The sequence below is a fragment of the Variovorax paradoxus genome (assembly GCF_024734665.1).
In the GTDB taxonomy this organism is placed as follows: domain Bacteria; phylum Pseudomonadota; class Gammaproteobacteria; order Burkholderiales; family Burkholderiaceae_C; genus Variovorax.
Genome location: NZ_CP102931.1, coordinates 451,804 through 476,822 on the forward strand (window position 1 = coordinate 451,804; position 25,019 = coordinate 476,822).

A 25,019-nucleotide genomic window follows, 5' to 3' on the forward strand; every position below is an offset into this window, starting at 1 on the left:
AAGCGGTTTGTGAGAAGGTGAAAACAAATGTCCTATTTGTTTCTGAAAGTATCGTGAATTCCATTCGGACAAACCCCTGCGCAGCCACCGACCTTGTGACGTAGTGCGCAAATCCGTCATTGCGCACTCCCTAGAATGTTTGCCCCACCCCCCAAGGCACTCATGACACAGGGCTCCATCCGGATTCGCGGCGCGCGCCAGCACAACCTCCAGAACCTCGACCTCGACATCCGCACCGGCGAGATGACGGTGGTCACCGGGCCCAGCGGCTCGGGCAAGTCCAGCCTCGTTTTCGACACCCTCTACGCCGAAGGCCAGCGGCGCTACGTGGAAACCTTCTCCGCCTACGCCCGCCAGTTCCTGGACCGCATGGACAAGCCGGCCGTCGACAAGGTGGAGGGCGTGCCGCCCGCCATCGCCATCGACCAGACCAACCCGGTGCGCTCCTCGCGCTCCACGGTCGGCACGATGACCGAGCTGAACGACCACCTGAAGCTGCTCTTCGCGCGCGCGGCCAACCTGTTCGACCGCGAAACCGCGCTGCCGGTGCGCCACGATTCGCCCGACAGCATCTACGCGCAGATCGTCGAGCGCGCGGCCGCGGCGGGCGATCCGCGCCTGGTGGTCACCTTTCCGGTCGAGCTGCCCGCGAGCACCACGGCCGAGGAAGTCACGCAGTGGCTGTCTGCCAGCGGCTTCACCCGCGTGCAGGCCGAGCGCGAGGTGGCCACGCCCACCGGTCCGCGCAAGGTGCTCGACGTGGTGGCCGACCGCTTTCGCGCATCGAGCGCCGAGCGCTCGCGCGTGGTCGAGGCCATCGAAGTGGCGCTCAAGCGCGGCAGCGGGCGCGTCACGGTGCACGCCACTGGCGCCGAGGAAAACGCTCCTACCGACGTCTGGAAGTTCTCCACCGGTCTGCACTGCCCCGAGAGCGACATCCGCTACGCCGACCCGATCCCGTCGATGTTCTCGTTCAACTCGGCCGTGGGTGCCTGCGAAACCTGCCGCGGCTTCGGCCGCGTGATCGGCGTCGACCTGGGCCTGGTGATTCCGAACGACAAGCTCACGCTGCGCGCCGGCGCCATCAAGACCATCCAGACGCCCGCCTGGAAAGAAGCGCAGGACGACCTCATGCGCCATGCCGAAACCGCCGGCATCCCGCGCGACACCCCCTGGAACAAGCTCACCGACGAGCAGAAGCACTGGGTGATCGAAGGCACGCCCAACTACAAGGAAGGCAACTGGAACAAGCAGTGGTACGGCGTGCGGCGCTTCTTCGGCTACCTGGAGAGCAAGGCCTACAAGATGCACATCCGCGTGCTCTTGTCCAAATACCGCAGCTACACGCCGTGCCCCACCTGCAGCGGCGCGCGCCTGAAGCTCGACAGCCTGCTGTGGCGCATCGGCAGCAAGGAAGACGCCGACGCGGTGCTGCCGCCCGAAAAGCGCTTCATGCCCACCGGCGCCAAGTGGACGCGCGCGCAGCTCGAGGCCCTGCCGGGCTTGTGCCTGCACGACCTGATGCTGCTGCCCATCGAGCGGCTGCGCAGGCTCTTCGATCGCGTTGAGCACCACGGCAACGGCCACACGGTGAGCGAAGGCGAAACCCAGGCGCTGAAGCTGCTCTTCGAAGAAATCACCACGCGCCTGCGCTACCTGCACGACGTCGGCATCGGCTACCTCACGCTCGACCGCCAGAGCCGCACACTGAGCGGCGGCGAAGTGCAGCGCATCAACCTGACCACCGCGCTCGGCACCTCGCTGGTCAACACGCTGTTCGTGCTCGACGAGCCCAGCATCGGCCTGCACCCGCGCGACATGAACCGCATCACCGAGGCCATGCTGCGCCTGCGGGATGCGGGCAACACACTGGTGGTGGTCGAGCACGACCCGGCCGTGATGCTCGCCGCCGACCGCGTGATCGACATGGGCCCCGGCCCCGGCGCGCGCGGCGGGCAGATCGTGTTCGACGGCACTACTGACCAACTGCGCGATGCCGACACGCTCACCGGCCAGTACCTGGGCGGGCGCAAGAAGATCGGCATGGGCTTCAAGCGGCTCGTGAGCGAGAACACGCACCGGCTCATTCTCGAAGGCGTGCGCGAGCACAACCTGAAGAACATCGCGGTCGAGTTTCCGCTGGCGCGCCTGGTGTGCGTTACCGGCGTCAGCGGCTCGGGCAAGTCCACGCTGATCCAGGACGTGCTGGCGCCCGCGCTCATGCGCCACTTCGGCAAGGCCACCGAAACGCCCGGCGCGCACGACCGCATGCTCGGTGCCGATCACCTCGGCGACGTGGTGTTCGTCGACCAGTCGCCCATCGGCAAGACCGCGCGTTCCAACCCCGCGAGCTACGTGGGCGCGTGGGACGCCATCCGTGAAATCTTCGCCACCGCGGCGCTGTCGCGCCAGCGCGGCTACACCGCGAGCAAGTTCAGCTTCAACTCCGGCGACGGGCGCTGCCCGACCTGCGGCGGCTCGGGCTTCGAGCACGTCGAGATGCAGTTCCTGTCCGACGTGTACCTGCGCTGCCCCGATTGCGACGGCAAGCGCTACCGCCCCGAAATCCTCGAAGTGCGCGTGGAGCGCAAGGGCAAGAGCTACAACGTGGCCGACGTGCTCGACCTCACCGTGGCCGAAGCAGCCACCGTGTTCGAGGCCGACCGCGACGTGCTGCGCGTGCTGCAACCCATTTCTGACGTGGGCCTGGACTACGTCAAGCTCGGCCAGCCCGTGCCCACGCTGAGCGGCGGTGAAGCCCAGCGCCTGAAGCTCGCGGGCTTCCTGGCCGAGGCCGCCAAGAGCGCGACCTCGAGCAAGCAGTCGGTGGCGCGCAAGGGCACGCTCTTCCTGTTCGACGAGCCGACCACCGGCCTGCACTTCGACGACATCGCGCGGCTGATGCGCGCGCTGCGCAAGCTGCTCGACGCCGGCCATTCGCTGATCGTCATCGAGCACAACCTCGACGTGATCCGCGCGAGCGACTGGCTCATCGACCTCGGCCCCGAAGGCGGCGAGGGCGGCGGCCAGGTGGTGGCCGAAGGCACGCCGGAGCAGCTGCGCGAGAACCGCGCCTCGCTCACCGGCGCTGCGCTGGCCGACTACGAGCTGGCCATCGGCCCCGATGCCTACAAGGTGGCCGAGCGCGCCGCGCGCCGCTACATCGCCAATGCGAAGACAGCGCCGGGCAGCAACGCGATCGAGATCGTCAATGCGCGCGAGCACAACCTGAAAAACCTCAGCGTCGACATTCCGCGCGGCAAGTTCAGCGTGGTGACGGGCGTGAGCGGCTCGGGCAAGTCGACGCTGGCCTTCGACATTCTTTTCAACGAAGGGCAGCGCCGGTATCTCGAATCGCTCAACGCCTATGCGCGCAGCATCGTGCAGCCGGCGGGCCGGCCCGAGGTGGACGCGGTGTACGGCATTCCGCCGACCGTGGCCATCGAGCAGCGCCTGTCGCGCGGCGGGCGCAAGAGCACGGTGGGCACCACCACCGAGGTGTGGCACTTTTTGCGGCTGCTGTACGTGAAGCTGGGCATCCAGCACTGCATTCACGACGGCGCGGCCGTGCAGCCGCAAACGCCCGACAGCATCGCAGCGCAGCTGATGCGCAACTTCAAGGGCCAGCACATAGGCCTGCTCGCACCGCTGGTGAGCAACCGCAAGGGCGTGTACACCGAGCTGGCCGACTGGGCGCGCCCGCGCGGCTTCACTCACCTGCGCGTGGACGGCGACTTCCTGCCAACCACCGGCTTCCCGCGCATCGACCGCTTCAAGGAGCACAGCATCGAACTGCCGGTGGCCAGCCTCGACGTGCTGCCTTCGAAAGAAACCGAGCTGCGCGAGGCGCTGACCAAGGCGCTCGAACACGGCAAGGGTGTGGTGCATGTGCTGAGCCAGCTCGACGGCCTGCGCGCCGCGATGATGGCGGGCGTGTCCGCCGCCGGCATCGGCCGCGTGAACGTGTTCTCCACGCTGCGCGCCTGCCCGGTGTGCAGCACCAGCTACGCCGAGCTCGACCCGCGCCTGTTCAGCTACAACAGCAAGCACGGCTGGTGCCCCGATTGCGTGGGCACGGGCGTCAAGCTCAGCAAGGACCAGCGCAAGGTGTTCGACGACTCCGTGCTGGCCGACGACAACAAGGGCCGCGAGCAGACCTTTGCCGAACCCGAGGTCGAGGACCTGGCCGACGTGGTCTGCCCGACCTGCGAAGGCACGCGCCTGAACGCCACGGCCCGCGCTGTGGGCTTCGGCACCGCGGCCGACGGCTCGGGCGGCATCGGCATCACCGAGCTTGCGCGCATGAGCGTGACCGAGGTGCGCCAGTGGTTCGAAGGGCTGTCGCTCACGGGCCGCGAGGCGGAGATCGCGCGCGACCTGGTGCCTGAGATCAAGAGCCGGCTCGAATTCCTCGAAGAAGTGGGCCTGGGCTACCTCACGCTCGACCGCGGCGCGCCCACGCTTTCAGGCGGCGAAGCGCAGCGCATCCGCCTGGCAGCGCAGCTCGGCAGCAACCTGCAGGGCGTGTGCTACGTGCTCGACGAGCCGACCATCGGCCTGCACGCGCGCGACAACCAGATCCTGCTGAACGCGCTGCACAAGCTCGGCGACAAGGGCAACACGCTGGTGGTGGTGGAGCATGACGAAGACACCATCCGCCGCGCCGACCACATCATCGATATCGGCCCGAGCGCGGGCAAGCGAGGCGGCCGGCTGGTGGCCGAGGGCTCGGTGGCCGACATCCAGAACGCCGGCGATTCGCAGACCGGCCGCTACCTGCGCGATGCCATCAAGCACCCGCTGCAGGCGCGCCGCCTCGTGCCTTCGCCCAACCCCAAGGCCACGGACAACGGCGAATGGCTCACCGTGCACGGCGCCGACCTGCACAACCTGCAGGACGTGACAGCCACGCTGCCGCTACACCGCCTCGTGGTGGTCACCGGTGTCAGCGGCTCGGGCAAATCGACGCTCGCACGCGACGTGCTGCTGGCCAACGTGCACGGCATCGTGGTGCAGCGCATGACCAAGGCGGGCCGCGACGCCGACGCCGCGGGCAAGCGCCCGGCTTGGGCCGGCTGCAGCAAGGTCGAGGGCTACGAGACCATCGATCGCGTGCTCGAAGTCGACCAGACGCCCATCGGCAAGACGCCGCGCAGCTGCCCGGCCACCTACATCGGCTTCTGGGACACCATCCGCAAGCTCTTCGCCGACACGCTCGAAGCCAAGGCGCGGGGCTACGGCCCGGCGCGCTTCAGCTTCAACACCGGCGAAGGCCGCTGCCCCGGCTGCGACGGCGCGGGCGTGCGCACCATCGAGATGAGCTTCCTGCCCGACGTGAAGGTGCCCTGCGAGGTGTGCCACGGCGCGCGCTTCAACCCCGAGACGCTGGCCGTGAGCTGGCGCGGCAAGAGCATTGGCGACGTGCTGAAGATGGAAGTCGACGAGGCCGTCGAATTCTTCGCCAGCATGCCCAACATCAGCCATCCGCTGCAGTTGCTGAAGGACGTGGGGCTCGGCTACCTCACGCTGGGGCAGCCATCGCCCACGCTGTCGGGCGGCGAGGCGCAGCGCATCAAGCTGGTGACCGAGCTGAGCAAGGTGCGCGACGACATCACTCGCCGCGGCCAGAAGGCGCCGCATACGCTGTATGTGCTCGACGAGCCGACCGTGGGCCTGCACATGGCCGACGTCGAGAAGCTGATCCACGTGCTGCACCGGCTGGTGAACGGCGGCCACAGCGTGGTGGTGATCGAGCACGACCTCGACCTGATCGCCGAGGCCGACTGGATCCTCGACCTCGGGCCCGAGGGCGGAAACGCCGGCGGGCGCATCGTCGCGGCAGCGCCACCGGAAGAGGTGGTGCGGCTCGGCACGCACACCGGCGTGGCCTTGGCGCCGGTGCTGGCGCGATAGGTAGGGTAGGGCAGGGCGGGGCTTGCCCCCGCCTTCCTCCTCTTATTTCCGGATATCGCCCAGGCAGAGGTACTTGATCTCCACGTAGTCGTCCATGCCGTGGTGCGAGCCTTCGCGCCCCAGGCCCGACTGCTTCACGCCGCCGAAGGGCACGTGCTCGGTGGCGATCACGCCGGCGTTGATGCCGACCATGCCGTATTCCAGCGCTTCCGCCACGCGGAAGATCCGGCCCACGTCGCGTGTGTAGAAGTAGCTCGCGAGGCCGAACTCGGTGTTGTTTGCCGCGTCGATGCCGTCCTGTTCGGTCTTGAAACGGAACACGGGCGCGAAGGGGCCGAAGGTTTCTTCGCGTGCGCACAGCATGTCGGGCGTGGCTTCGGCAATCACGGTCGGCTCGAAGAACTGGCCCTGCATCCTGTGGCCGCCCGCCAGCACCTTGCCGCCCTTGGCGATGGCGTCGGCTACATGGCGCTGCACCTTGTCGATGGCCGCATCCTCGATCAGCGGGCCCTGCGTCACGCCGTCGTCGAAGCCGTTGCCGACCTTGAGCGCCCTGACCTTTGCCGCGAACTTCTCGACGAAGGCGTCATAGATGCCTTCCTGCACATACAGCCGGTTCGCGCACACGCAGGTCTGGCCGGCGTTGCGGTACTTGCTCGCGATGGCGCCTTCGACAGCCGAATCCACATCCGCATCGTCGAACACCAGGAAGGGCGCGTTGCCGCCCAGCTCCAGCGACAGCTTCTTGACCGTCGGCGCGCACTGGCTCATCAGGATGCGGCCCACCTCGGTCGAGCCCGTGAAGCTCAGGTGGCGCACGACGTCGCTCTCGCACAGCTCCTTGCCGATCGCGATGCTGTTCTGGCTGTCGGCCGTGAGCACGTTGAGCACGCCCGCCGGAATGCCGGCCCGCACCGCCAGCTCCGCAGCGGCCAGGGCGGTCAGCGGCGTGAGTTCGGCCGGCTTGATGACCACCGTGCAGCCCGCGGCCAGCGCCGGCGCCACCTTGCGGGTGATCATGGCCAGCGGAAAATTCCACGGCGTGATTGCCGCGCACACGCCAATGGGCTGCTTCATCACCAGCAGGCGCCGGTTGTTGTCGAACTGCGGCAGCACCTCGCCGTTCACGCGCTTGGCTTCTTCCGCAAACCATTCGATGAAGCTCGCGCCGTAGGCAACCTCGCCCTTGGCCTCGGCAAAGGGCTTGCCCTGCTCGGCGGTCATCAGGCGGCCCAGGTCTTCGGTGTTGGCGATCAGCAGGTCGAACCACTTGCGCAGCACGATGCTGCGTTCCTTGCCGGTCTTGCCACGCCAGGCGGCGAGCGCCTTGTTGGCGGCGGCGATGGCGTGCGCAGCGTCCGTACGCGTGAGGTTGGCCACGTCGACCAGCTTCCGGCCGGTAGCCGGGTCGTTCACGTCGAAGCGGCTGGCGCCCGCAATCCATTCGCCCGCGATCAGCGCGTCGGTCTTGAGCAGGGTCGGGTCGTTCAGCAGCGCGAGGGGAGAGGTTTTTGTGTTCATGGTGTCAGGGCTTGTCTACGTTCTATTTGGGTTGGAGTGAAGGTCAGGGCGCGGTGGTTGATCGGCCCGCACAACGACTGCGCCGATGTGCGAATGGCATCGGGTGCTCCCCGCAGCGAAATAAAGGAGGAGCCGAAGGCGGGGGACATTCGCGGAGGGGAGTACCCGGTGTCATTCGCACGCACCCCGAACGGACCCTGCAACCGGCTCTCAGCGAAAAGGCACGCCAGGAAGCACGCACAGCATTTCGTAAAGCAGGTTGGCCCCAAGCAGCGCAGTGTTCCCGCTCGTGTCGTACGGCGGGCTGACCTCCACCAGATCCGCGCCCACCACGTTCAGCCCGCGGCAGCCGCGCACGATTTCCAGCGCCTGCGGCACGGTGAGTCCGCCGATCTCGGGCGTGCCGGTGCCGCCGGCGAACGAAGGATCGATGCCGTCGATGTCGAAGCTGATGTACACCGGATGCGTCGGCCCGATGCGCTCGCGCACCTGCGCCATCAGCGGCGCCAGCGACTGATACCAGACCTCGTGCGCCTGCACCACCGTGAAGCCCTGTTCACGCGGCCAGTCGAAATCGTCCGCCGCATAGCCGGTGCCGCGCAGGCCGATCTGCCAGACCTTGTCGCAGGCCAGCAGGCCCTCTTCGACGGCGCGCCTGAACGGAGTGCCGTGCGCAATGCGTTCGCCGAACATGTCGTCGTTCACGTCCGCGTGCGCATCCACATGCACCAGCGCGACCGGGCCATGCTTGCGCGCCAATGCGCGCAGGATCGGCAGTGCGATGGTGTGGTCGCCGCCCAGCGTCAGCGGCGCGCAGCCGGCGGCCAGCACCGTGTCGTAGAAGTCCGAGATGATGTCGATCGATTTCTCGAGCGAATAGGTGTTGATCGGCACGTCGCCCAGGTCGGCCACGTTCAGCTTGTCGAAAGGCGCTGCGCCGGTGGCCATGTTGTAGGGCCGCAGCAATGCCGATTCGGCGCGGATCTGGCGCGGCCCGAAGCGCGCACCCGGCCGGTTGGAAGTGCCGATGTCCAGCGGCACGCCGATGAACGCCGCGTCCAGCCCCTGCGCAGAAGTTGCCGAGGGCAGCCGCATCATCGTGCCGGGGCCGGCAAAGCGCGGCATCGTGTTGCCGCCCAGCGGCTGGTTCGGTGTTGTGGTGGTGGGCATCGTGTGAATGTTCAGCGCCGCCGGCCGCGCAGCCATTCGAGCGCAAGCAGCAGCGTGGTGGTGAAGATGATCAGCAGCGTCGCCACGGCGGCGATGGTGGGCGAGATGTTCTCGCGGATGCCCGTGAACATCTGGCGCGGCAGCGTGACCTGGTCCGGCCCCGCGAGGAACAGCGTGACCACCACTTCGTCGAACGAAGTAGCGAAGGCGAACAGCGCGCCCGAGATCACGCCCGGCGCAATCACCGGCAGCGTGACGCGCATGAAGGTTCTGAACGGCGTCTCGCCCAGGCTCAGCGATGCGCGCACCAGGTTCTGGTTGAAGCCGGCCAGCGTGGCGAGCACCGTGGTCAGCACGAAGGGCGCGCCCAGCGCCGCATGCACCACGATCAGCCCGAAGTAGGTGTCGGCCAGCCCGATGGGCGCGAAGTAGAGGTACGTGGCAACGCCCACCACCACGATCGGCACCACCATCGGCGAGATCAGCACGCTCATGAGCAGGCCCTTGAAGGCGAAGCTCGTGCGCGACAACCCCACCGCCGCCAGCGTGCCTAGCACGGTGGCCAGCACCGTGGCGGCCGGCGCGACGATGAAGCTGTTGCGCGCCGCGCGTGCCCACTCGGGCGATTCGAAGAGGTTGCGATACCACCGCAGCGACCAGCCGGGAATCGGGTAGGCCAGGAACGAACTGTCGGAGAACGACAGCGGAATCACCACCAGGATCGGCGCCAGCAAGAAGGCCAGCACCGCGACGCAGCCGGCGCGCACCAGCCACCAGCCGAGCTTGTCGGCGAAGGTGGCATAGGCCGGGAATTGGGGAAGCTTCAACATGCTTGTTCGTCTTTCGTGCGGCTCAGCCCAGGCTCAGCTCGGCCTTGCCGATGCGGCGGTACACGGCATACAGAATCAGCGTGGCGACGAGCAGCACGGAGCCCAGCGCGCATGCCATGCCCCAGTTGATTTCGACGTTGGTGTAGCGCGCGATGTAGTAGCTCAGCATCTGGTCGTCCGCGCCGCCGAGCAGCGCCGGCGTCACGTAGTAGCCGATAGCGAGGATGAAGACCAGCAGCGCGCCGGCGCCGATGCCCGGATAGGTCTGCGGCACGTACACGCGGAAGAAGGCCGCCAGCGGCGAGCTGCCCAGCGAGACGGCCGCGCGCAGGTAGGTGGGCGGCACGCTCTTCATGACGCTGTACAGCGGCAGGATCATGAAGGGCAGCAGGATGTGCACCATCGCGATGATCACGCCGGTGCGGTTGAACAGCAGCGCCAGCGGATGGTCGATCAGGCCGATGCCCATGAGGCCTCGGTTGACCAGCCCCTCGGACTGCAGCAGCACGATCCAGGCCGCCACGCGCACCAGGATGGAAGTCCAGAACGGCACCAGCACCAGGATCATCAGCACGTTGGCCTTGCGCGCGGGCAGCGTCGATAGCCACCACGCCAGCGGATAGGCCAGCAGCAGGCAGAAGAAGGTGACCACGGCGCTGATCTGGAAGGTGCGCAGCAGGATGCCAGCAAAGGCGCGCTGGTCGGCGGGCATGCGCTCGACCTCGCCGGCCACGTCGCGCCGCAGGTCGACCGAGGCGAGCAGGTAGTCGGGCGTCCAGCGCGAGCCGTTCTTGGCGATCGCCTGCCAGTACGGCGCCTCGCCCCAGCGCGGGTCGAGCTGCAGCATGCGCGCCTTGACCTCTTCCGGCGTGCCGGCGATGGGCAGCGCACGGAAGGTACCCATCACCAGCGAGCGGGCGCCGGCGATCTCGGTGTTGAGGCGGCGCGCCAGGGCGCCCGCGTCGGAGCTGTCAGGCAGCTGGCCGAGATCGGCTGCGATGGCTGCAAAGGCCGCTGGCGCGGGCGCCTCCTTGCGGTTCCAGCCGTCGAGCGCGCGCACGGTGCGCGGCAGCGCGTTGGCCACTTCGGGGTTTTCTACCGCGCGCTGCAGCAGCGCCACGATGGGCACCAGCAGCGTCAGCAGCAGAAACACCAGCAGCGGCACCGTGAGCGCAAACGCGCGCCACTTGCGGCGGGCTTCGGCGCGCGCCAGCGCACGCCGCAGTTCGCCGGGCGGCGCTTCTGCTGGAACCAGGGGGACAGACGTTGCCGCGTGCATGGCCTTTTTCGCGCTCGCTCGTTTGCCTGTTTACTGCGTGGCCCAGGATGCGAAGCGCTTCTCGAGCGCCTCGCCCTGGTCGGCCCAGAAGCCGACGTTGAACTGCAGCGCATCCTTGGCGTTGCTCGACGAGGTCGGCAGGTCGGCCAGCACCTTGCTGCTGAGTGAAGTCAGCGCCTTGGTGTTGGTGGGGCCATAGGCGATGTTCTGGGCATAGACAGCCTGGTTGGCCGGCTGCATCGCGAACTGGATGTACTTCAGCGAGGCTTCCTTGTTCGGTGCGCCCTTCGGGATCACCAGGTAGTCGAGGTCGTAGATGCCGCCCGGCCAGTAGATCTTGAGGTCGCGGCCTTCGCGGTTGGCCGCGTCGATGCGGCCGTTGTAGACGGTGGTCAGCACCACGTCGCCGGCCACCAGGAACTGCGGTGGCTGCGCGCCGGCTTCCCACCACTGGATGTTCGGCTTGAGTTCGGTGAGCTTCTTGAACGCGCGGTCGGCGCCTTCCTTGGTGCCGAGCACCTTGTAGACATCGGCCGGCTTCACGCCGTCGGCCATGAGCGCGAACTCGAGGTTGTAGCGCGCGCCCTTGCGCATGCCGCGCTTGCCGGGGATCTTCTTCACGTCCCAGAAATCGGCCCAGCTGCTGGGCGCGGTCTTGAGCTTTTCGCCGTTGTAGGCCATCACGGTCGACCACACAAAGAGGCCCACGCCGCAGTCGGTGACGGCGGCCGGCAGGAAGTCGGCCTTGCTGCCGATCTTGGAATAGTCGAGCTTCTCGAACAGGCCTTCGTCGCAGCCGCGCGCCGCATCGGGCGACTCGACCTCGACCACGTCCCAGGTGACCTTCTTCGTCTCGACCATGGCCTTGATCTTGGCCTGCTCGCCGTTGTATTCGACCGGGATGATCTTGGTGCCGGTCTTCTCGAAGGGCTCGTAGTAGGCCTTCTTCTGCGCATTGGCGTTGGCGCCGCCGAAGTTGACCACGGTGAGCTGCTGCTGGGCAAAGGCCGGCAGTGCGAAGCTGGCGGCGACGGTGCAGGCGAGGAGAGTCTTTTTCATGGTGGAAGTCTTCCTGGGTGATGAAAGCAAAGAAAGGAAACGAGGGAACAACAAGCCGGATTCAGGAGGCATAGATGCGCGCATGCGCCGTCGGAAATTCGAGCACCACCGCTTCGCCGGCCTGCGGCGCGGCTGCACCGTCGAGGCCGTTCAGCGGCAGCTTCACGGTGGCTTCGGCCTGGTCGCCGCCAACGCTGCACAGCAGCCGCAGGTGGTCGCCGAAGTAGATGACGCGCGCCACCTGGGCGGCGAGCATGTTGGCGCGCGGCGCGGGCGGACTGCGGTGCAGCACCACGCGCTCGGGGCGGATGCAGGCCTCGACGGTCGCGCCCGCGGCTGCGCCGCTGACGTTGAGCCCGTGCAGCACGCGGCCATCGGGCAGCTTCATCTCGGCGTGCTCACCGCCATGGCCCTGTTGGCCCAACTGGCCCTTCAGCACGGTGTTGTCGCCGACGAAGCCGGCCACGAAGCGGTTGGAAGGCGTCTCGTACAGCCGGTCGACCGTGTCCAGCTGCTGGATCACGCCTTCGTTGAACACCGCCACGCGGTCGCTCATGGTGAGCGCCTCGCCCTGGTCGTGCGTCACGTAGACGAAGGTCACGCCCAGCTGGCGGTGCAGGTCCTTGAGCTCGAGCTGCATGTGCTCGCGCAGCTGCTTGTCGAGCGCGCCGAGCGGCTCGTCCATCAGCACGAGCTGGGGCTCGAACACCAGCGCGCGCGCGAGCGCCACGCGCTGCTGCTGGCCGCCCGAGAGCTGGCCGGGCAGGCGGTCGGTCATGCCGCGCAGCTGCACCATGTCGAGCGCGCGCTGCACGCGGCGCTGCTGCTCGTCCTTGGGCACCTTGCGCACGGTGAGCGGATAGGCCACGTTCTGGCCCACGCTCAGGTGCGGGAACAGCGCGTAGTTCTGGAAGACCATGCCGAAGTTCCGCTTGTGCGGCGGCGTGCCGGTGATCTGCTTGCCGTCGAGCAGGATCTCGCCCGAGGTCGGCGACTCGAAGCCCGCCAGCATCATCAGCGTAGTGGTCTTGCCCGACCCCGAAGGCCCGAGCAGGCTCAGGAACTCGCCACGGTGAATGTCCAGATCGAGCTGGCGCACCACCAGGTGTTCGCCGTCGTAGGTCTTCTGGACGCGCTGGAAGCGCACCAAGGGTTCTGCTGTCATGGAGGAGAAATTAAGGAAGGGATCTGTCGATCAGCGCAGTGCGGCGAAGCTGTCCGCGAGAAGCGCCAGGCCTTCGTCCACAAGCAAGTCGGATGCCGTGAGCGGCACCAGTACGCGAATTACATTGCCGTAGGTGCCGCATGACAGCAGGATTAACCCGCGCCGCGCCGCCTCCGCGACCACCTTGCGGGTCAGCGCGGCATCGGGGCGCGACGTGTCGCCCTGCTCGAACAGCTCGACGGCCACCATGGCGCCGAGCCCGCGCACGTCGCCGATGGCCGGCACGTCGGCCGCGATGCGGCGCAGGCCGGCCGTGAGCCGCTCGCCCAGCGCGCGGCTGCGCGCCAGCAGTTGCTCGTCGTCGAACACTTTCAGCACTGCGAGTGCCGCGGCGCAGCCGATGGGGCTGCCGGCATAGGTGCCGCCCAGGCCGCCGGGCGCGGGGGCGTCCATCACCTCGGCTCGGCCCACCACGCCGGAGATCGGGAAGCCGCCCGCCATCGACTTGGCGGTGGTGATCAGGTCGGGTGCCACAGGCCACTGCTCGCTGGCAAACCAGGTGCCGGTGCGGCCCGCGCCGGTCTGCACCTCGTCGGCAATGATGAGGATGCCGTGGCGGTCCGCCAGCGCGCGCAGGCCTTCGACGAAGTCGTTGGGCGCCACGTAGAAGCCGCCTTCGCCCTGCACCGGCTCCAGGATGAAGGCCGCCACGCGCTCGGGCTCGATGTCGTTCTTGAACAGCAGCTCGACCGAATGCAGGGCATCGTCCACGCTCACGCCGTGCAGCGCGTTCGGGTACAGCGCATGGAACACCTCGCCCGGGAAGGGGCCGAAGCCGATCTTGTAGGGAGCCACCTTGCCGGTGAGGCCGAGCGTCATCATCGTGCGGCCGTGGTAGCCGCCCGTGAAGGCAATGACGCCGGGGCGCCGGGTGTGGGCGCGCGCGATCTTGACGGCGTTCTCCACCGCCTCGGCGCCGGTGCTCAGGAAGATCGACTTCTTCGCGAACGCGCCCGGCGCCAGTGCATTCAGGCGCTCGGCCAGCTCCACATAGGGCTCGTAGGCCACCACCTGGAAGCAGGTGTGCGAATAAAGGTCTACCTGCGCCTTGACGGCGGCGCTGATCTCCGGGTGGCAGTGCCCGGTGTTGAGCACCGCGATGCCGCCCGCGAAGTCGATGTAGCGGCGGCCCTCGACGTCCCACAGTTCGGCGTTGGCGGCCCGGCTGACGAAGATTTCATGGGCCTGGCCGACGCCGCGGGCGACGGCCGCGCTGCGGCGGGCCATGAGGGCGGCGTTGCTGAGGTGGGGTTCGCGTTGCATGGTACGACCTGTGCTTTGGAGAAGGAAAGCCGGCACTCTAGGTCGCGCGAATCGATCCAGCCATGTACACCGGAAGTGATCGCCCGGAAGACTGTACTGGTCTTGTATCCTGTACATACTTTCCTCAATATGGTGCAGGCCGGTCTGCCAGAGACGCCCCTCGATGCTCATTCTTCGCCCCGAACAGCCGACGCCGCTGGTAAGCCAGATCGTGGAAGGGCTGCGCGGACTGATAGGCGCCCAGAAGCTCAAGGCCGACAGCAAGCTGCCGTCGATCCGCGCCTTTGCCGCGGCGCACGGTGTCAGTGTTTTCACGGTGGTCGAGGCCTACGACCGGCTGGTGGCGCAGGGCCTGCTGGTCTCGCGCGCCAACGCGGGCTTCTTCGTCAAGCGGCGCAGCGAAGACAGCGTCGCCGGCGCGGCCAGCGTGCCCCGCCCGGACCCCCGCTTCGACGCCCGCTGGTATCTGCAGCAGATCTTCGAGAACCGCAACCTGCCGCTCAAGCCCGGCTGCGGCTGGCTGCCGCACGACTGGCTGTTCGAGGACGGCATGCGCCGCAGCCTGCGCCACCTGGCCTCCGAAGGCACCGACATCGGCGGCTACGGCCTGCCTTTCGGCCACATGGCATTGCGCATGGCAACGGCCGAGGCGCTGTCGGAGCAGCAGATCGTGGTCGAGGCTGCACAAGTCCTGCTGACCCAGGGTTCCAGCCAGGCGCTGGACCTGGTCGCGCGCCGCCTGCTCAAGCCGGGCGATTCGGTGCTGGTGGACGACCCGGGCTATCCGAACCTGATGTTCATGCTGCGCTTCCTGGGCGTGGAGATCATCGGCGTGCCGCGCACCCCGACGGGCTATGACATGCCCGCGCTCGAGGCACTGCTCGCGGTGCACCGGCCCAAGGCCTTCTTCACCCAGCCCCGGCTGCAGAGCCCGACCTGCTCGATGGCCTCGCTGCCGCAACTGGTGCAATTGCTGCAGCTGGCCCAGACGCACGACTTCACGCTGGTCGAGAACGACATTTACGCCGAGATGGACGCATCGATGCGCCCCTCGCTCGCCAGCCTGGGGCAGCTGCGCCGCGTGGTCTACGTGAGCAGCTACTCGAAGACCATCTCGCCGAACATCCGCGTCGGCTATGTGGTCGCCCAGCCGGAACTGCTCGAAGAACTGGCGCAGCTCAAGATGGTCTCGGGCCTCACTTCATCCGACATCACCGAGCGCCTGGCCTTCGGCACCGTGACCGACGGCCGCTGGCGCAAGCATCTCAAGGCCCTGCGCGACAGGCTCGCGCAGGCGCAAGGCAGCGTCGCGAGGCGGCTGGACGGGTTGGGCTTCGAGCTGTTCCATGAAGCCGCGGCTGGCATGTACCTGTGGGCCCGGCACCCGGACATTGCCGACAGCGCCGAGCTCTCGCGGCGCGCCGCGGCGGAGGGAATCATGCTCGGTCCGGGCCAGCTGTTTCTGGTCAACCCGCATCCCACCGGCTGGCTGCGCTTCAACGTGGCCTTCAGCGAAGACGAGCGGCTGTGGCGCTTTCTTGAGCGCAACATCGAAGAGCACAGGCACGACTGACTGCTGGCACGGCCGGGGCTCGCAAAGGCCAGCAAGCAGGCGCACAATGGCTCGAACCCTTGGCGCAGGCGCATCCTGAATCAGCCATGGTGGAGTGAACATGTGAGGGGATGAAGCGCCGTGCCGGGGGCTACGCAAGGAGCCGCGCCATGACCCGCTTCATCGATGTTCACAGCCTGGTCCGCCTGGTGGACGAGACCGGCATTCCCCAATTCCTTACCGCGCTGGCCGATGCGCTGCGCGACGACTTCCTGCGGTGGCGCGAGTTCGACAAGAAGGCGCGCGTGGCCAGCCATTCGCATCTGGGCGTGATCGAGCTGATGCCCGTGGCCGACGACGGCGCCTATGCCTTCAAGTACGTCAACGGGCATCCGCACAACACGCAGGTCGGGCTGCCGACAGTCATGGCTTTCGGCGTGCTGGCGGAAGTCGACACGGGCTACCCGGTGCTGCTGTCGGAGCTCACGCTTACCACCGCGTTGCGCACCGCCGCCACTTCGGCCATGGCGGCGCAAGCACTGGCGAGGCCCGATTCGCGCAGCCTCGCGCTCATCGGCAACGGCTCGCAGAGCGAATTCCAGGCGCTGGCTTTTCATGCCTTGCTCGGCATCGAGGAAGTGCGCGTGTACGACACCGACCCGCACGCCACCGACAAGCTGGTGCGCCACCTGTCGGCCTGCACGCCGCTGGAGATCGTGCGCGCGCGCTCCGTGGCCGACGCGGTGCGCGGCGCCGACATCGTCACCACCGTCACCGCCTGCCAGGGGCGTGCGACCGTGCTCACGCCCGACATGATCGAGCCCGGCATGCACATCAACGCCGTGGGCGGCGATTCGCCCGGCAAGACCGAGCTGCACCCCGACGTGCTGCGCAAGGCGCGCGTGTTCGTCGAGTACGAGCCGCAGACCCGCGTCGAAGGCGAGATCCAGCAGATGCCCGCCGACTTTCCGGTGCACGAGCTGTGGCGCGTGCTGCTCGGCGAAGTGCCCGGCCGCGAAACCCCTGCGCAGGTCACGCTGTTCGATTCGGTGGGCTTCGCGCTGGAGGACTACACGGCGCTGCGCTACATCCAGCGCCTTGCCACGGAGCGCGGCATCGGCCAGCAGATTGCGCTGGTGCCCGAGCTCGACGACCCGAAGGACCTGTTCGGTCTCACGGCCTCGGGCCGGCGCCGGGCGGTGCTGCGGCGTGCGGCATGATGGGCGGCTTCATCACCGCCGATCCTGCTTTTCCATGCTCACCATCTACAACGACCAGCACGTTCTTCACCAGGGCAAAGTCGAGATGTTTCGCGGCGAGCTTGTGCCGTGCTTCGAGGTGCCCGCCCGCGTCGATCATGTGAAGCATGAGCTGGAGCGCAGGGGCCTCGGCGCGCTGCAGACGCCCGACGCCTTCGACGAGGCGCTGCTGGCCAAGGTGCATGCTCCGCGTTACCTGGACTTCCTCGCGCATGCGTGGGAAGAGTGGGTTGCGCTGGACCCGACCAACGTTTCGCGCGATGCGCTGCCTTCGTACTGGCCCACGCGCGGCATGCGCACCGATGTGTTGCCGAAGAGCTTTCCGGCGCGCATGGGGCTGTTCTCTTTCGATGCGGGCACGCCGCTGATGGCGGGCAGCTGGGCGGCGGCGCGGCATGGCGCGGCCTGTGCGTGGACTGCGGCGCAGCGCGTCATCGGCGGCGAGCGCGCGGCCTTCTCGCTCTCGCGGCCGCCGGGCCACCATGCCGGCGCCGATTTCTTCGGCGGCTACTGCTTCCTCAACAACGCCGCCGTCGCGGCGCAGGCGCTGCGCGACGCGGGCGTCGAACGCGTGGCCGTGCTCGACGTGGACTACCACCACGGCAACGGCACGCAGGCCATCTTCTATGAGCGCAGCGACGTGCACTTCGCGAGCCTGCACGGCGATCCGCTGACCGACTACCCGTACTACCTGGGCCACGCCGACGAGCGCGGCGCGGGGCAGGGCGAAGGCTTCAACCACAACCTGCCGCTGCCGCGCGGCACGGACTTCGCGGCCTGGCGCGCGGCGCTGAAGACCGCGCTCGAGCGCATCGCGGCGGTGAAGGCCGGCGCGCTCGTGGTCTCGCTCGGCGTCGACACCTTCGAGGGCGACCCGATCTCGGGCTTCAAGCTCAAGAGCGACGACTACCTGCGCATGGGCGAAGACCTGGCGCGCGCGGGGCTGCCGACGGTGTTTGTCTTCGAGGGCGGCTACGCGGTGGCCGAAGTGGGCGTGAATGCGGTGAACGTGCTCGAAGGCTTCGGGCAGGCGTAGCCCTGCCCGCCTCTCGTGCTGCGCTGACGCGCAGGCGACTCGGATGCCGCGAATGGCCCTGTTTTCCCCGGGAAATCAGGGGAGCCCCGATTGCCTTCCCCAACGGGGCGGGGCCCAATCGGCGCTTGCTTTCAAAGTCAGGATCCAGTCAGCCATGCTCCGCCGCACCACATTCCTCCGCGCCGCCGCCGCGCTCGCCGCTTGCGGCCTCGTTTCTCCCATGGCGGCGTTCGCGCAAGGCTTTCCCGCCAAGCCCATCAAGCTGGTGATCGCTTTCCCGGCCGGCGGCCCGACCGACATCACCATGCGCCAGCTTGCGGAGAACGCGAGCAAGATCCTCGGCCAGCCGGTGATCATCGACAACAAGCCCGGCGCCGGCGGCACGCTGCCCGCGCAGGCGCTGCAGACCTCGCAGCCCGACGGCTACACCGTCGCGCAGATCCCGCTCGGCGTGTTCCGCCTGGGCTACACCACCAAGATCAACTGGGACCCGCTGAAGGACATCACGTACGTCATCAACGTCACGGGCTACGCCTTCGGCATCGTCGTGCCGGCCAACAGCCCCTTCAAGACCTGGGCCGACTTCGTTGCGTATGCCAAGGCCAACCCCGGCAAGTTGACGTACGGCTCCACCGGCACGCTGACCAGCCCGCACCTGACGACCGAGATCGTCGCGCAGAAGGCCGGCATCGAACTGCAGCACGTGCCCTACAAAGGCAGCGCCGACCTGATGCTCGCCGTGGTCAGCGGCCAGCTGATGGCTGCGGCCGACAGCACCGGCTTCGCGCCGCAGGTCGAGGCCGGCAAGCTGCGCGTGCTCAACACCTGGGGCGAGAAGCGCCTGGCCAAGTTCCCCGATGCGCCCACGCTGAAGGAGCTGGGCTACGACGTGGTGCAGAACTCGCCCTTCGGCATCGGCGCACCCAAGGGCACGCCGCCCGAAGTGGTGAAGAAGCTGCACGACGCGTTCAAGCAAGCCATGGAAGAGCCGAGCTACGTGACCGCGCTGGGGCGCTACGACATGCTGCCGAACTACATGAGTTCGGCGACGTACACCAAGTTTGCGCAGGAGACGGTGGTGCGCGAGAAGGTGATCATCGACAAGTTGGGGCTGGCGAAGGGCTCGTGATCTGACCAGTAGTGCATGTTTCATGTTTAAAAAATCCAGTTTTTTAAACATGCCAGAGGGCTCATGTATGAAAATCGGCGTTTTCTATACATGTTCGCACTTAGCGACGCCGAATGAAGTTCGACCGAAGCCAGCCTTTCAATGATCTTCCTTTGCTTCCGCCTGCGTTCGAGCTCGAAAGCAAGGCGGTGCTCAAGCAGGCGATCGGGGCCAACCGCGTGCTGGCCAATTTACGTGGGCTGGCTGCACAGATCCCGAACCAGGCCGTCCTGATCAGCAGCGTCGTGCTGCAGGAGGCACGGCTGTCGTCGGAAATCGAGAACATTGTCACGACCAATGACGAGCTGTATCGGGCCGATGCTGATGCTGATGGCAACACCGACCCACAGACCAAGGAGGTCTTGCGCTACCGCGAGGCTCTCTATCACGGGTTCGATGCATTGAAGACGCGCCCGCTGGCGATCAATCTGTTCGTCGAGATCGCCCAGCGCATCAAGCAGATCGAGTTCGATGTGCGCGTCGTTCCCGGCACTGCCTTGAAGAACGGACGCGGCGAGGTGATCTATACGCCACCAGTTGGCGAAGCCGTCATTCGCGAGAAGCTGGCGAACCTTGAGAGGTTCATCCACGCCGATGACGACCTCGACCCACTGCTAAAGATGGCGGTGATGCACTACCAATTCGAGGCGATCCATCCGTTCCCTGATGGCAATGGTCGGACAGGCCGCATCTTGAATCTGCTCTTCCTGGTCGACAAGGGACTGTTGGACATTCCCGTGCTGTTCTTGTCGCGCTACATCATCGCGAACAAGGCGGACTACTACGACGGCTTGCGCCGCGTCACGGAGTCGCAGGACTGGGAGAACTGGCTGCTGTTCATGCTTCGTGCGGTCGAAAGCACGGCGCAGCAGACCTTCGATCAGGTCAACCGGATTCGCGATCTGATGGAACAGGTTCGCGAACGCGTGCAGCGCGAGGCGCCTGGTGTTTACAGCAAGGACCTGATCGAGGTGATCTTCAGGCACCCGTACACCAAGATCCAGTTCGTGGTCGATGCGGGCATTGCCAAGCGGCAGACGGCGTCGGGTTACCTGCAGGCGCTGGCCAAGCTGGGTGTCTTGCGCGAGAACAGACGCGGACGCGAAAAGTACTACATCAACGATGCGCTTTTCGACGAGTTGGTAGCGTGAAGGTCATGTCGACGGAATCGACATGTCATAAGAACATGTCGATTTTCATTGGATTTTTAGACATGTTTGACTGGCGTGTTGAATCAATTGGCATATCCCGAGGGCGCTGCGCAAGGTAATTAAAGGCTTTTAATGGGCTTTGCCAGCTAGCGTAAAGAGCTCGTCCACCAGCCGCTCCGCCAGTTCCGGCTTCACGGCGTCGCCCCCGAACACCAACCGAAACACGATCGGCGCAATCAGGTGGTCGATCACCTGCTGCGGCTCCGGCGCGTGCTCGCCACGGGCGCGCGCCTGCTCGACCAGCGTCAGCGCTTCCTTGCGGCGGTTGCGCAGGCAGTCGGTGTCTGAATCGCCGTTGGCCAGCGCGGCCGCGGCTTTCAGCAGCGAGGTGTTGCACGGCTTGGCCAGGTGCTCGATGAGTTCGCGTGCCCAGGCTTCGAGATCGGCCCGTAGTGCGCCGGTGTCTGGCAATGGGCGGTTCGGGTCCAGCCGGTGGGTGGCCGTCTCCGCCAACAACCCCTGCAGATCGCCCCAGCGCCGGTAGATGCTGGAGGCGCTGACGCCCGCGCGCTCGGCCACTGCCGGCACCGTCACACGCTCCCGCCCTTGTTCGGCCACGAGTTCTTCGAGGGCGGTGCGCACCAGCGCCTGCACCTGCGCGCTGCGGCCGCCGGGACGTTTGTTGGGAAGAGCGATGTCGTTCATGCTCGGACTTTAACGCAAAGATATTTGCTTTAGCTGATTCTCAGGTCTAGAATCACAAAAGCAAAAAAAGTTGCGTTAAGGATTCGCCATGCCGTCCACCTGCCCCGACCTCGCGGTCAGCACCTCCGACCTCGCTGCCCGCGCCAAGCCCTGGCGCCTGCCGGCACGCGCGGCTTTTCCGTTGCTGGCCGCCGTGCTGTTCGCCTTCTTCTTCGCGGCGGCTGCACCGTCGCCGCTGTTCGTGGTGTTCCAGCACGCCTGGCACTTCTCGTCGTCGCTGCTCACGGTGGCTTTTGCCATCTATGCGATTGCGTTGCTGATCTCGCTGCTGGTGGCGGGTTCGCTGTCGGACCACATCGGCCGGCGGCCGGTGGTGTTGGCGGCGCTGGTGTTGCAGGCGGTGGCGATGGGGCTCTTTCTGCTGGCGCACGGCATCGGCGGGCTGATCGTCGCGCGCGTGGTGCAGGGCGTGGCCACGGGCATCGCGAGCGGCGCCCTGAGCGCGGCGGTGGTCGAGGCCGCGCCGGCTTCGCGCAAGCGGCTGGGGGCGCTGATCACGAGCGTGTCGCCGCTGGCCGGCCTGGCGTTGGGCGCGTTGCTGACGGGTGTGGCGGTGAAGTTCTCGGTTCAGCCGGTGATGCTGGTTTTCGGCGTGCTGGCCGCGGTGTTTGCGCTGGGCGCGGCGGTGGTGCTGTGGATGCCCGAAACCGTCACGCCGCGCGCCGGTGCGCTGGCCTCGCTGGTGCCGCGCGTGTCGATTCCTGTGCGCGCCCGGGCCGAGTTCACGCGCGGGCTGCCGGTGTTCGTCGTGGTGTGGGCGCTCGGCGGGTTGTATCTGTCGCTCGCGCCGTCGTTGATGCTGCATGTGTTCGGCATCGACAACGGCGTGGTCAACGGCCTCACGGTGGCAGTGCTGTCCGGTATGGGCGCGATTGCGCCGACCTTGCTCGGCCGCTTCGCTGCACCTCGTCCAGCCATCCTCGGCATGGCCAGCATTGCGGTCGGGCTGGGGCTGCTGCTCGCCTCGCTTGCCACCCGTTCGCTTGCGCTGTTCTTCGTCGGCACCGCTGTGGCGGGCATCGGCTTCGGCGGTGCGTTCTCGGCGCTGGTGCAAACGCTGGCGCCACTGGCGCAATCGCACGAGCGCGGCGAATTGTTCGCGGCGATCTTCGTCGTGAGCTATCTCGCGTTCAGCCTGCCCGCGATGCTGGCGGGTTTCCTGGTGGCACCGCTGGGGTTGCTGAACACGACGGAAGGCTACGCGGCGGTGTTGCTGCTGATCGCTGCTTTCGGCGTCTGGAGCCAGTGGTCGGTGTTGCGCCGCGGCGCGCATTGACGCGCATGGGCGCGCAGCGCACACATGTCAAGTGCGGTACCCCTTCGTCAATCAAGCGTTAACCCTATGTAATTCATTCGTCTTCTAGCGAAGAAACACTCGGATGCAGTCCTGTGGCGCCAAAGCCCGGACTTCTTAACTGTCGCGCCCGATACGGAGCGACGAATTCCCCATCCTGGAGTGATACGAATGAAAAAATCCCTGCTTGTTCTGGCTGCCTTGGCGGCTTGCGGTGCCGCGTCGGCGCAATCGACCGTAACGCTGTTCGGCGTGGTCGACGCCGCCTACCGCAACGTATCGAACAAGAGCGAATCGACGAACCCCTTCGGCCCCTTCTACAGCGTGAAGGCCAGCCGCACCGAACTGGCCAATTCGGGCCTGAGCTCCAGCCGCCTCGGCTTCCGCGGCGTGGAAGATCTGGGCGGCGGCCTGTCGGCCAGCTTCTGGCTCGAATCCCCGATCACCAACGACGACGGCGCCACTGGCCTCAGCAACTTCAGCCGCCGCTCGACGGTGAGCCTTGCCGGCAGCTTCGGCGAGATCCGCCTCGGCCGCGACAAGACCGCCACCGTGCTGAACGAAGAGCAGTTCGATCCGTTCGCCGACACCGGCATCGGCGGCTCGCTGATCATCGACGCCAACGAAACCAGCGTGTCGGGCACCGGCTACGGCAGCAACAGCACGTACAAGCGCGCCGGCAACATGGTGCAGTACTTCCTGCCGCGCAACCTGGGTGGCTTCTACGGCAACGTGGGCTACAGCCTGCATGAACTCACCCGCACTTCGCCGGACTCCGTGGCCGGCGCCGACAAGACCAACACCGGCCGCCACATCGGTGGACGCGTCGGCTACGCGGCCGGCCCGCTCGACGTGGCTGCCAGCTACGCGCAGAACGACACGAGCTTCACGACCGGCACTGGCGCCGCGGCCGTGGCGCGCCCGGGCAAGATCAAGACCTTCAACCTCGGCGCGACCTACGACTTCGGCGTGGCCAAGCTGTTCGGTGAGTACTCGCGTTCGAAGGACCAGCGCGACCCGCTGAATGCCTTCACCCGTGTGCCGGACGTGGACCTGACCGGCTACCTGATCGGCGTGACCGTGCCGATCGGCCCGGGCCAGATCCGTGCTTCGTACTCGCAGGTCAAGTACGACTTCAACCGCGTGCCGGTTCTCGGCGTCGTGAACGCCCCCGATCCGAAGTCCAACAAGCTCGCACTGGGCTACGTGCACAACCTGTCGAAGCGCACCGCGCTCTACGGCACGATCGCGCGCGTCAGCAACAAGAACGGCGCGGGCAACACGGTCGGCGCCGGCCCGTCGTATGTCGTCGCGTTCAACCGCGCCGCGCTGCAGCCCAAGTCGTCGATGGGCTACGAGTTCGGCATTCGCCACGCGTTCTGAGCCGGGGAGTCCTCCCGAGTTTTCTCCAAGGGTCTCTAGACCGATCCTTTTTAGCCCGCCTCGTGCGGGCTTTTTTTATTTCCTTGTTGCATTCGTGCCGACAGCACGGCGCGCGCCGCCTCGGCAAAACCCGCGCCGCGCTCGCCCTGCGTCACGTAGCGCGGCAGGTGCTCCAGCTGCGGCACGAAGCGCGCGACGTTCGCCACGCCGATGCTGTGCGCGAAGGTGCGAAACATCAGTTGGTCGTTGGTGGAATCTCCCACGTAGGCCCAGCGGTCCATTTCGTCGTCGAGCGTGCGGCCCCACAGCTCGCGCACGATCCAGCGCGCGCCTTCGAGCTTGTCGTTGTCGCCGTACCAGCCGTTGATGTGGATGCTGCTGACGGTGGCGTGCATGCCCTCGCTGCGCATCAGCGCCACCACCTGCGCGATGGTGGCGTCGCTCAACTGCACGAACTCGCTGTGGTCGATGGCGATGTCGGTCTCGCGCCCCGGCGAATCGGTGGCGCGCCCGACGCCCGGAAATTCGCGCTCGATGCGCGCCAGCACGGTCTGCATCCGCGCGAAGTTGGCCGCGCGCGTGGTCGCATCCTGCTGGTAGCGTTTCCAGACCCGGTCACCGGCCGCGGGCAGCAGCGCTACCGCGCCGTTCTCCGCCACGATGGCATCGACGGGCCAGGCGTTGACGAAGGGCAGGCTCCAGCCCACCGGCCGGCCGGTGATTGCCACCACCGACAGCCCCGCGGCCTTGAGATCGCCCAGCGCCTGCAGCGCATCGGGCGTGATCGCGCCTTCGTGGGTCAGCGTGTCGTCGATGTCGGTGAAGACGCCGACGAGCGCGCTGCGTGCTGTCGCCTCCCAGCGGGTCAGCGGCAACAGGTGGTGGGGCGAGGCGGGCAGCGAGGGCATGGCGAGGAATGTTGGGGGGAGTCGGTGATCGTACTTGTGCCTTCTTCGTGTAGCATCCCGCCCCCGCCGCGCCATCGAGGCCGGCGCGGCGCCTTCATGCCTCACATCCTCGTCGACCACCTCCGCAAGACCTACCGAATCTCCGAGCGCGACCCGGGCGTATTGGGCGCGCTGCGCGGGCTCGTGCGGCGCCGCCATCGCACGGTGGAGGCGCTGTCGGGCGTCTCGTTCTCGCTCGAGCGC

At 67.0% G+C, this 25,019-nt stretch carries 17 protein-coding genes; 8 read left to right on the forward strand and 9 right to left on the reverse strand.

What is annotated here, in order from left to right; genetic code table 11:
- Positions 1–162 precede the first annotated feature (162 nt).
- Positions 163–5,913 (forward strand): excinuclease ABC subunit UvrA, encoded by a 5,751-nt coding sequence (uvrA, locus tag NWF24_RS02120; protein WP_258352778.1) that lies wholly within the window; start codon positions 163–165, stop codon positions 5,911–5,913.
- A gap of 42 nt (positions 5,914–5,955) precedes the next feature.
- On the opposite strand, the gene NWF24_RS02125 is transcribed toward uvrA, so the two are convergent.
- The 7 genes from NWF24_RS02125 to gabT form a co-directional block, all read right to left on the reverse strand.
- Complete coding sequence (locus NWF24_RS02125; RefSeq protein ID WP_258352779.1) at positions 5,956–7,434, reverse strand: NAD-dependent succinate-semialdehyde dehydrogenase; 1,479 nt, start codon at positions 7,432–7,434, stop codon at positions 5,956–5,958.
- A 210-nt stretch (positions 7,435–7,644) separates the two neighbouring features.
- Complete coding sequence (gene speB, locus NWF24_RS02130; RefSeq protein WP_258352780.1) at positions 7,645–8,604, reverse strand: agmatinase; 960 nt, start codon at positions 8,602–8,604, stop codon at positions 7,645–7,647.
- Positions 8,605–8,615: 11 nt separating this feature from the next.
- Positions 8,616–9,434, reverse strand: a complete 819-nt coding sequence (locus NWF24_RS02135) for an ABC transporter permease (protein ID WP_258352781.1) — start codon at positions 9,432–9,434, stop codon at positions 8,616–8,618.
- A 22-nt stretch (positions 9,435–9,456) separates the two neighbouring features.
- Entirely contained in the window at positions 9,457–10,713 is a 1,257-nt protein-coding gene (locus NWF24_RS02140; protein WP_258352782.1) for an ABC transporter permease, read from the reverse strand.
- Between the two features lie 30 nt (positions 10,714–10,743).
- Positions 10,744–11,772 (reverse strand): ABC transporter substrate-binding protein, encoded by a 1,029-nt coding sequence (locus NWF24_RS02145; RefSeq protein WP_258352783.1) that lies wholly within the window; start codon positions 11,770–11,772, stop codon positions 10,744–10,746.
- A gap of 61 nt (positions 11,773–11,833) precedes the next feature.
- Complete coding sequence (locus NWF24_RS02150) at positions 11,834–12,937, reverse strand: ABC transporter ATP-binding protein (RefSeq protein WP_258352784.1); 1,104 nt, start codon at positions 12,935–12,937, stop codon at positions 11,834–11,836.
- Between the two features lie 30 nt (positions 12,938–12,967).
- Positions 12,968–14,260, reverse strand: coding sequence for a 4-aminobutyrate--2-oxoglutarate transaminase (gene gabT, locus NWF24_RS02155; RefSeq protein ID WP_258352785.1), 1,293 nt, complete (start codon positions 14,258–14,260; stop codon positions 12,968–12,970).
- 163 nt (positions 14,261–14,423) lie between these two features.
- Here gabT and NWF24_RS02160 point away from each other — a divergent pair, with 163 nt between their 5' ends.
- From NWF24_RS02160 to NWF24_RS02180, 5 genes are all read left to right on the forward strand, one after another.
- A complete protein-coding gene (locus NWF24_RS02160) occupies positions 14,424–15,833 on the forward strand; it encodes an aminotransferase-like domain-containing protein (RefSeq protein WP_258352786.1) in 1,410 nt (469 codons plus the stop codon).
- A 149-nt stretch (positions 15,834–15,982) separates the two neighbouring features.
- Positions 15,983–17,032 (forward strand): ornithine cyclodeaminase, encoded by a 1,050-nt coding sequence (locus NWF24_RS02165; protein WP_258352787.1) that lies wholly within the window; start codon positions 15,983–15,985, stop codon positions 17,030–17,032.
- Between the two features lie 34 nt (positions 17,033–17,066).
- The gene (locus tag NWF24_RS02170; protein WP_258352788.1) at positions 17,067–18,107 is read left to right on the forward strand and encodes a histone deacetylase family protein; all 1,041 of its coding nucleotides are present in this window, start codon (positions 17,067–17,069) and stop codon (positions 18,105–18,107) included.
- 154 nt (positions 18,108–18,261) lie between these two features.
- Positions 18,262–19,236: a tripartite tricarboxylate transporter substrate binding protein gene (locus NWF24_RS02175; RefSeq protein ID WP_258352789.1), complete on the forward strand. Its 975-nt coding sequence runs from the start codon at positions 18,262–18,264 to the stop codon at positions 19,234–19,236.
- Positions 19,237–19,349: 113 nt separating this feature from the next.
- The gene (locus NWF24_RS02180) at positions 19,350–20,426 is read left to right on the forward strand and encodes a Fic family protein (RefSeq protein ID WP_258352790.1); all 1,077 of its coding nucleotides are present in this window, start codon (positions 19,350–19,352) and stop codon (positions 20,424–20,426) included.
- 129 nt (positions 20,427–20,555) lie between these two features.
- On the opposite strand, the gene NWF24_RS02185 is transcribed toward NWF24_RS02180, so the two are convergent.
- The gene (locus tag NWF24_RS02185) at positions 20,556–21,131 is read right to left on the reverse strand and encodes a TetR/AcrR family transcriptional regulator (RefSeq protein WP_258352791.1); all 576 of its coding nucleotides are present in this window, start codon (positions 21,129–21,131) and stop codon (positions 20,556–20,558) included.
- 88 nt (positions 21,132–21,219) lie between these two features.
- Between NWF24_RS02185 and NWF24_RS02190 the strand changes: the two genes are divergently transcribed.
- Both NWF24_RS02190 and NWF24_RS02195 read left to right on the forward strand, forming a co-directional pair.
- Positions 21,220–22,467, forward strand: a complete 1,248-nt coding sequence (locus NWF24_RS02190) for an MFS transporter (RefSeq protein WP_258352792.1) — start codon at positions 21,220–21,222, stop codon at positions 22,465–22,467.
- A gap of 189 nt (positions 22,468–22,656) precedes the next feature.
- Complete coding sequence (locus NWF24_RS02195; protein ID WP_258352793.1) at positions 22,657–23,868, forward strand: porin; 1,212 nt, start codon at positions 22,657–22,659, stop codon at positions 23,866–23,868.
- Positions 23,869–23,918: 50 nt separating this feature from the next.
- On the opposite strand, the gene NWF24_RS02200 is transcribed toward NWF24_RS02195, so the two are convergent.
- Positions 23,919–24,776 (reverse strand): HAD-IIB family hydrolase, encoded by an 858-nt coding sequence (locus NWF24_RS02200; protein WP_258352794.1) that lies wholly within the window; start codon positions 24,774–24,776, stop codon positions 23,919–23,921.
- Positions 24,777–25,019: the final 243 nt, after the last annotated feature.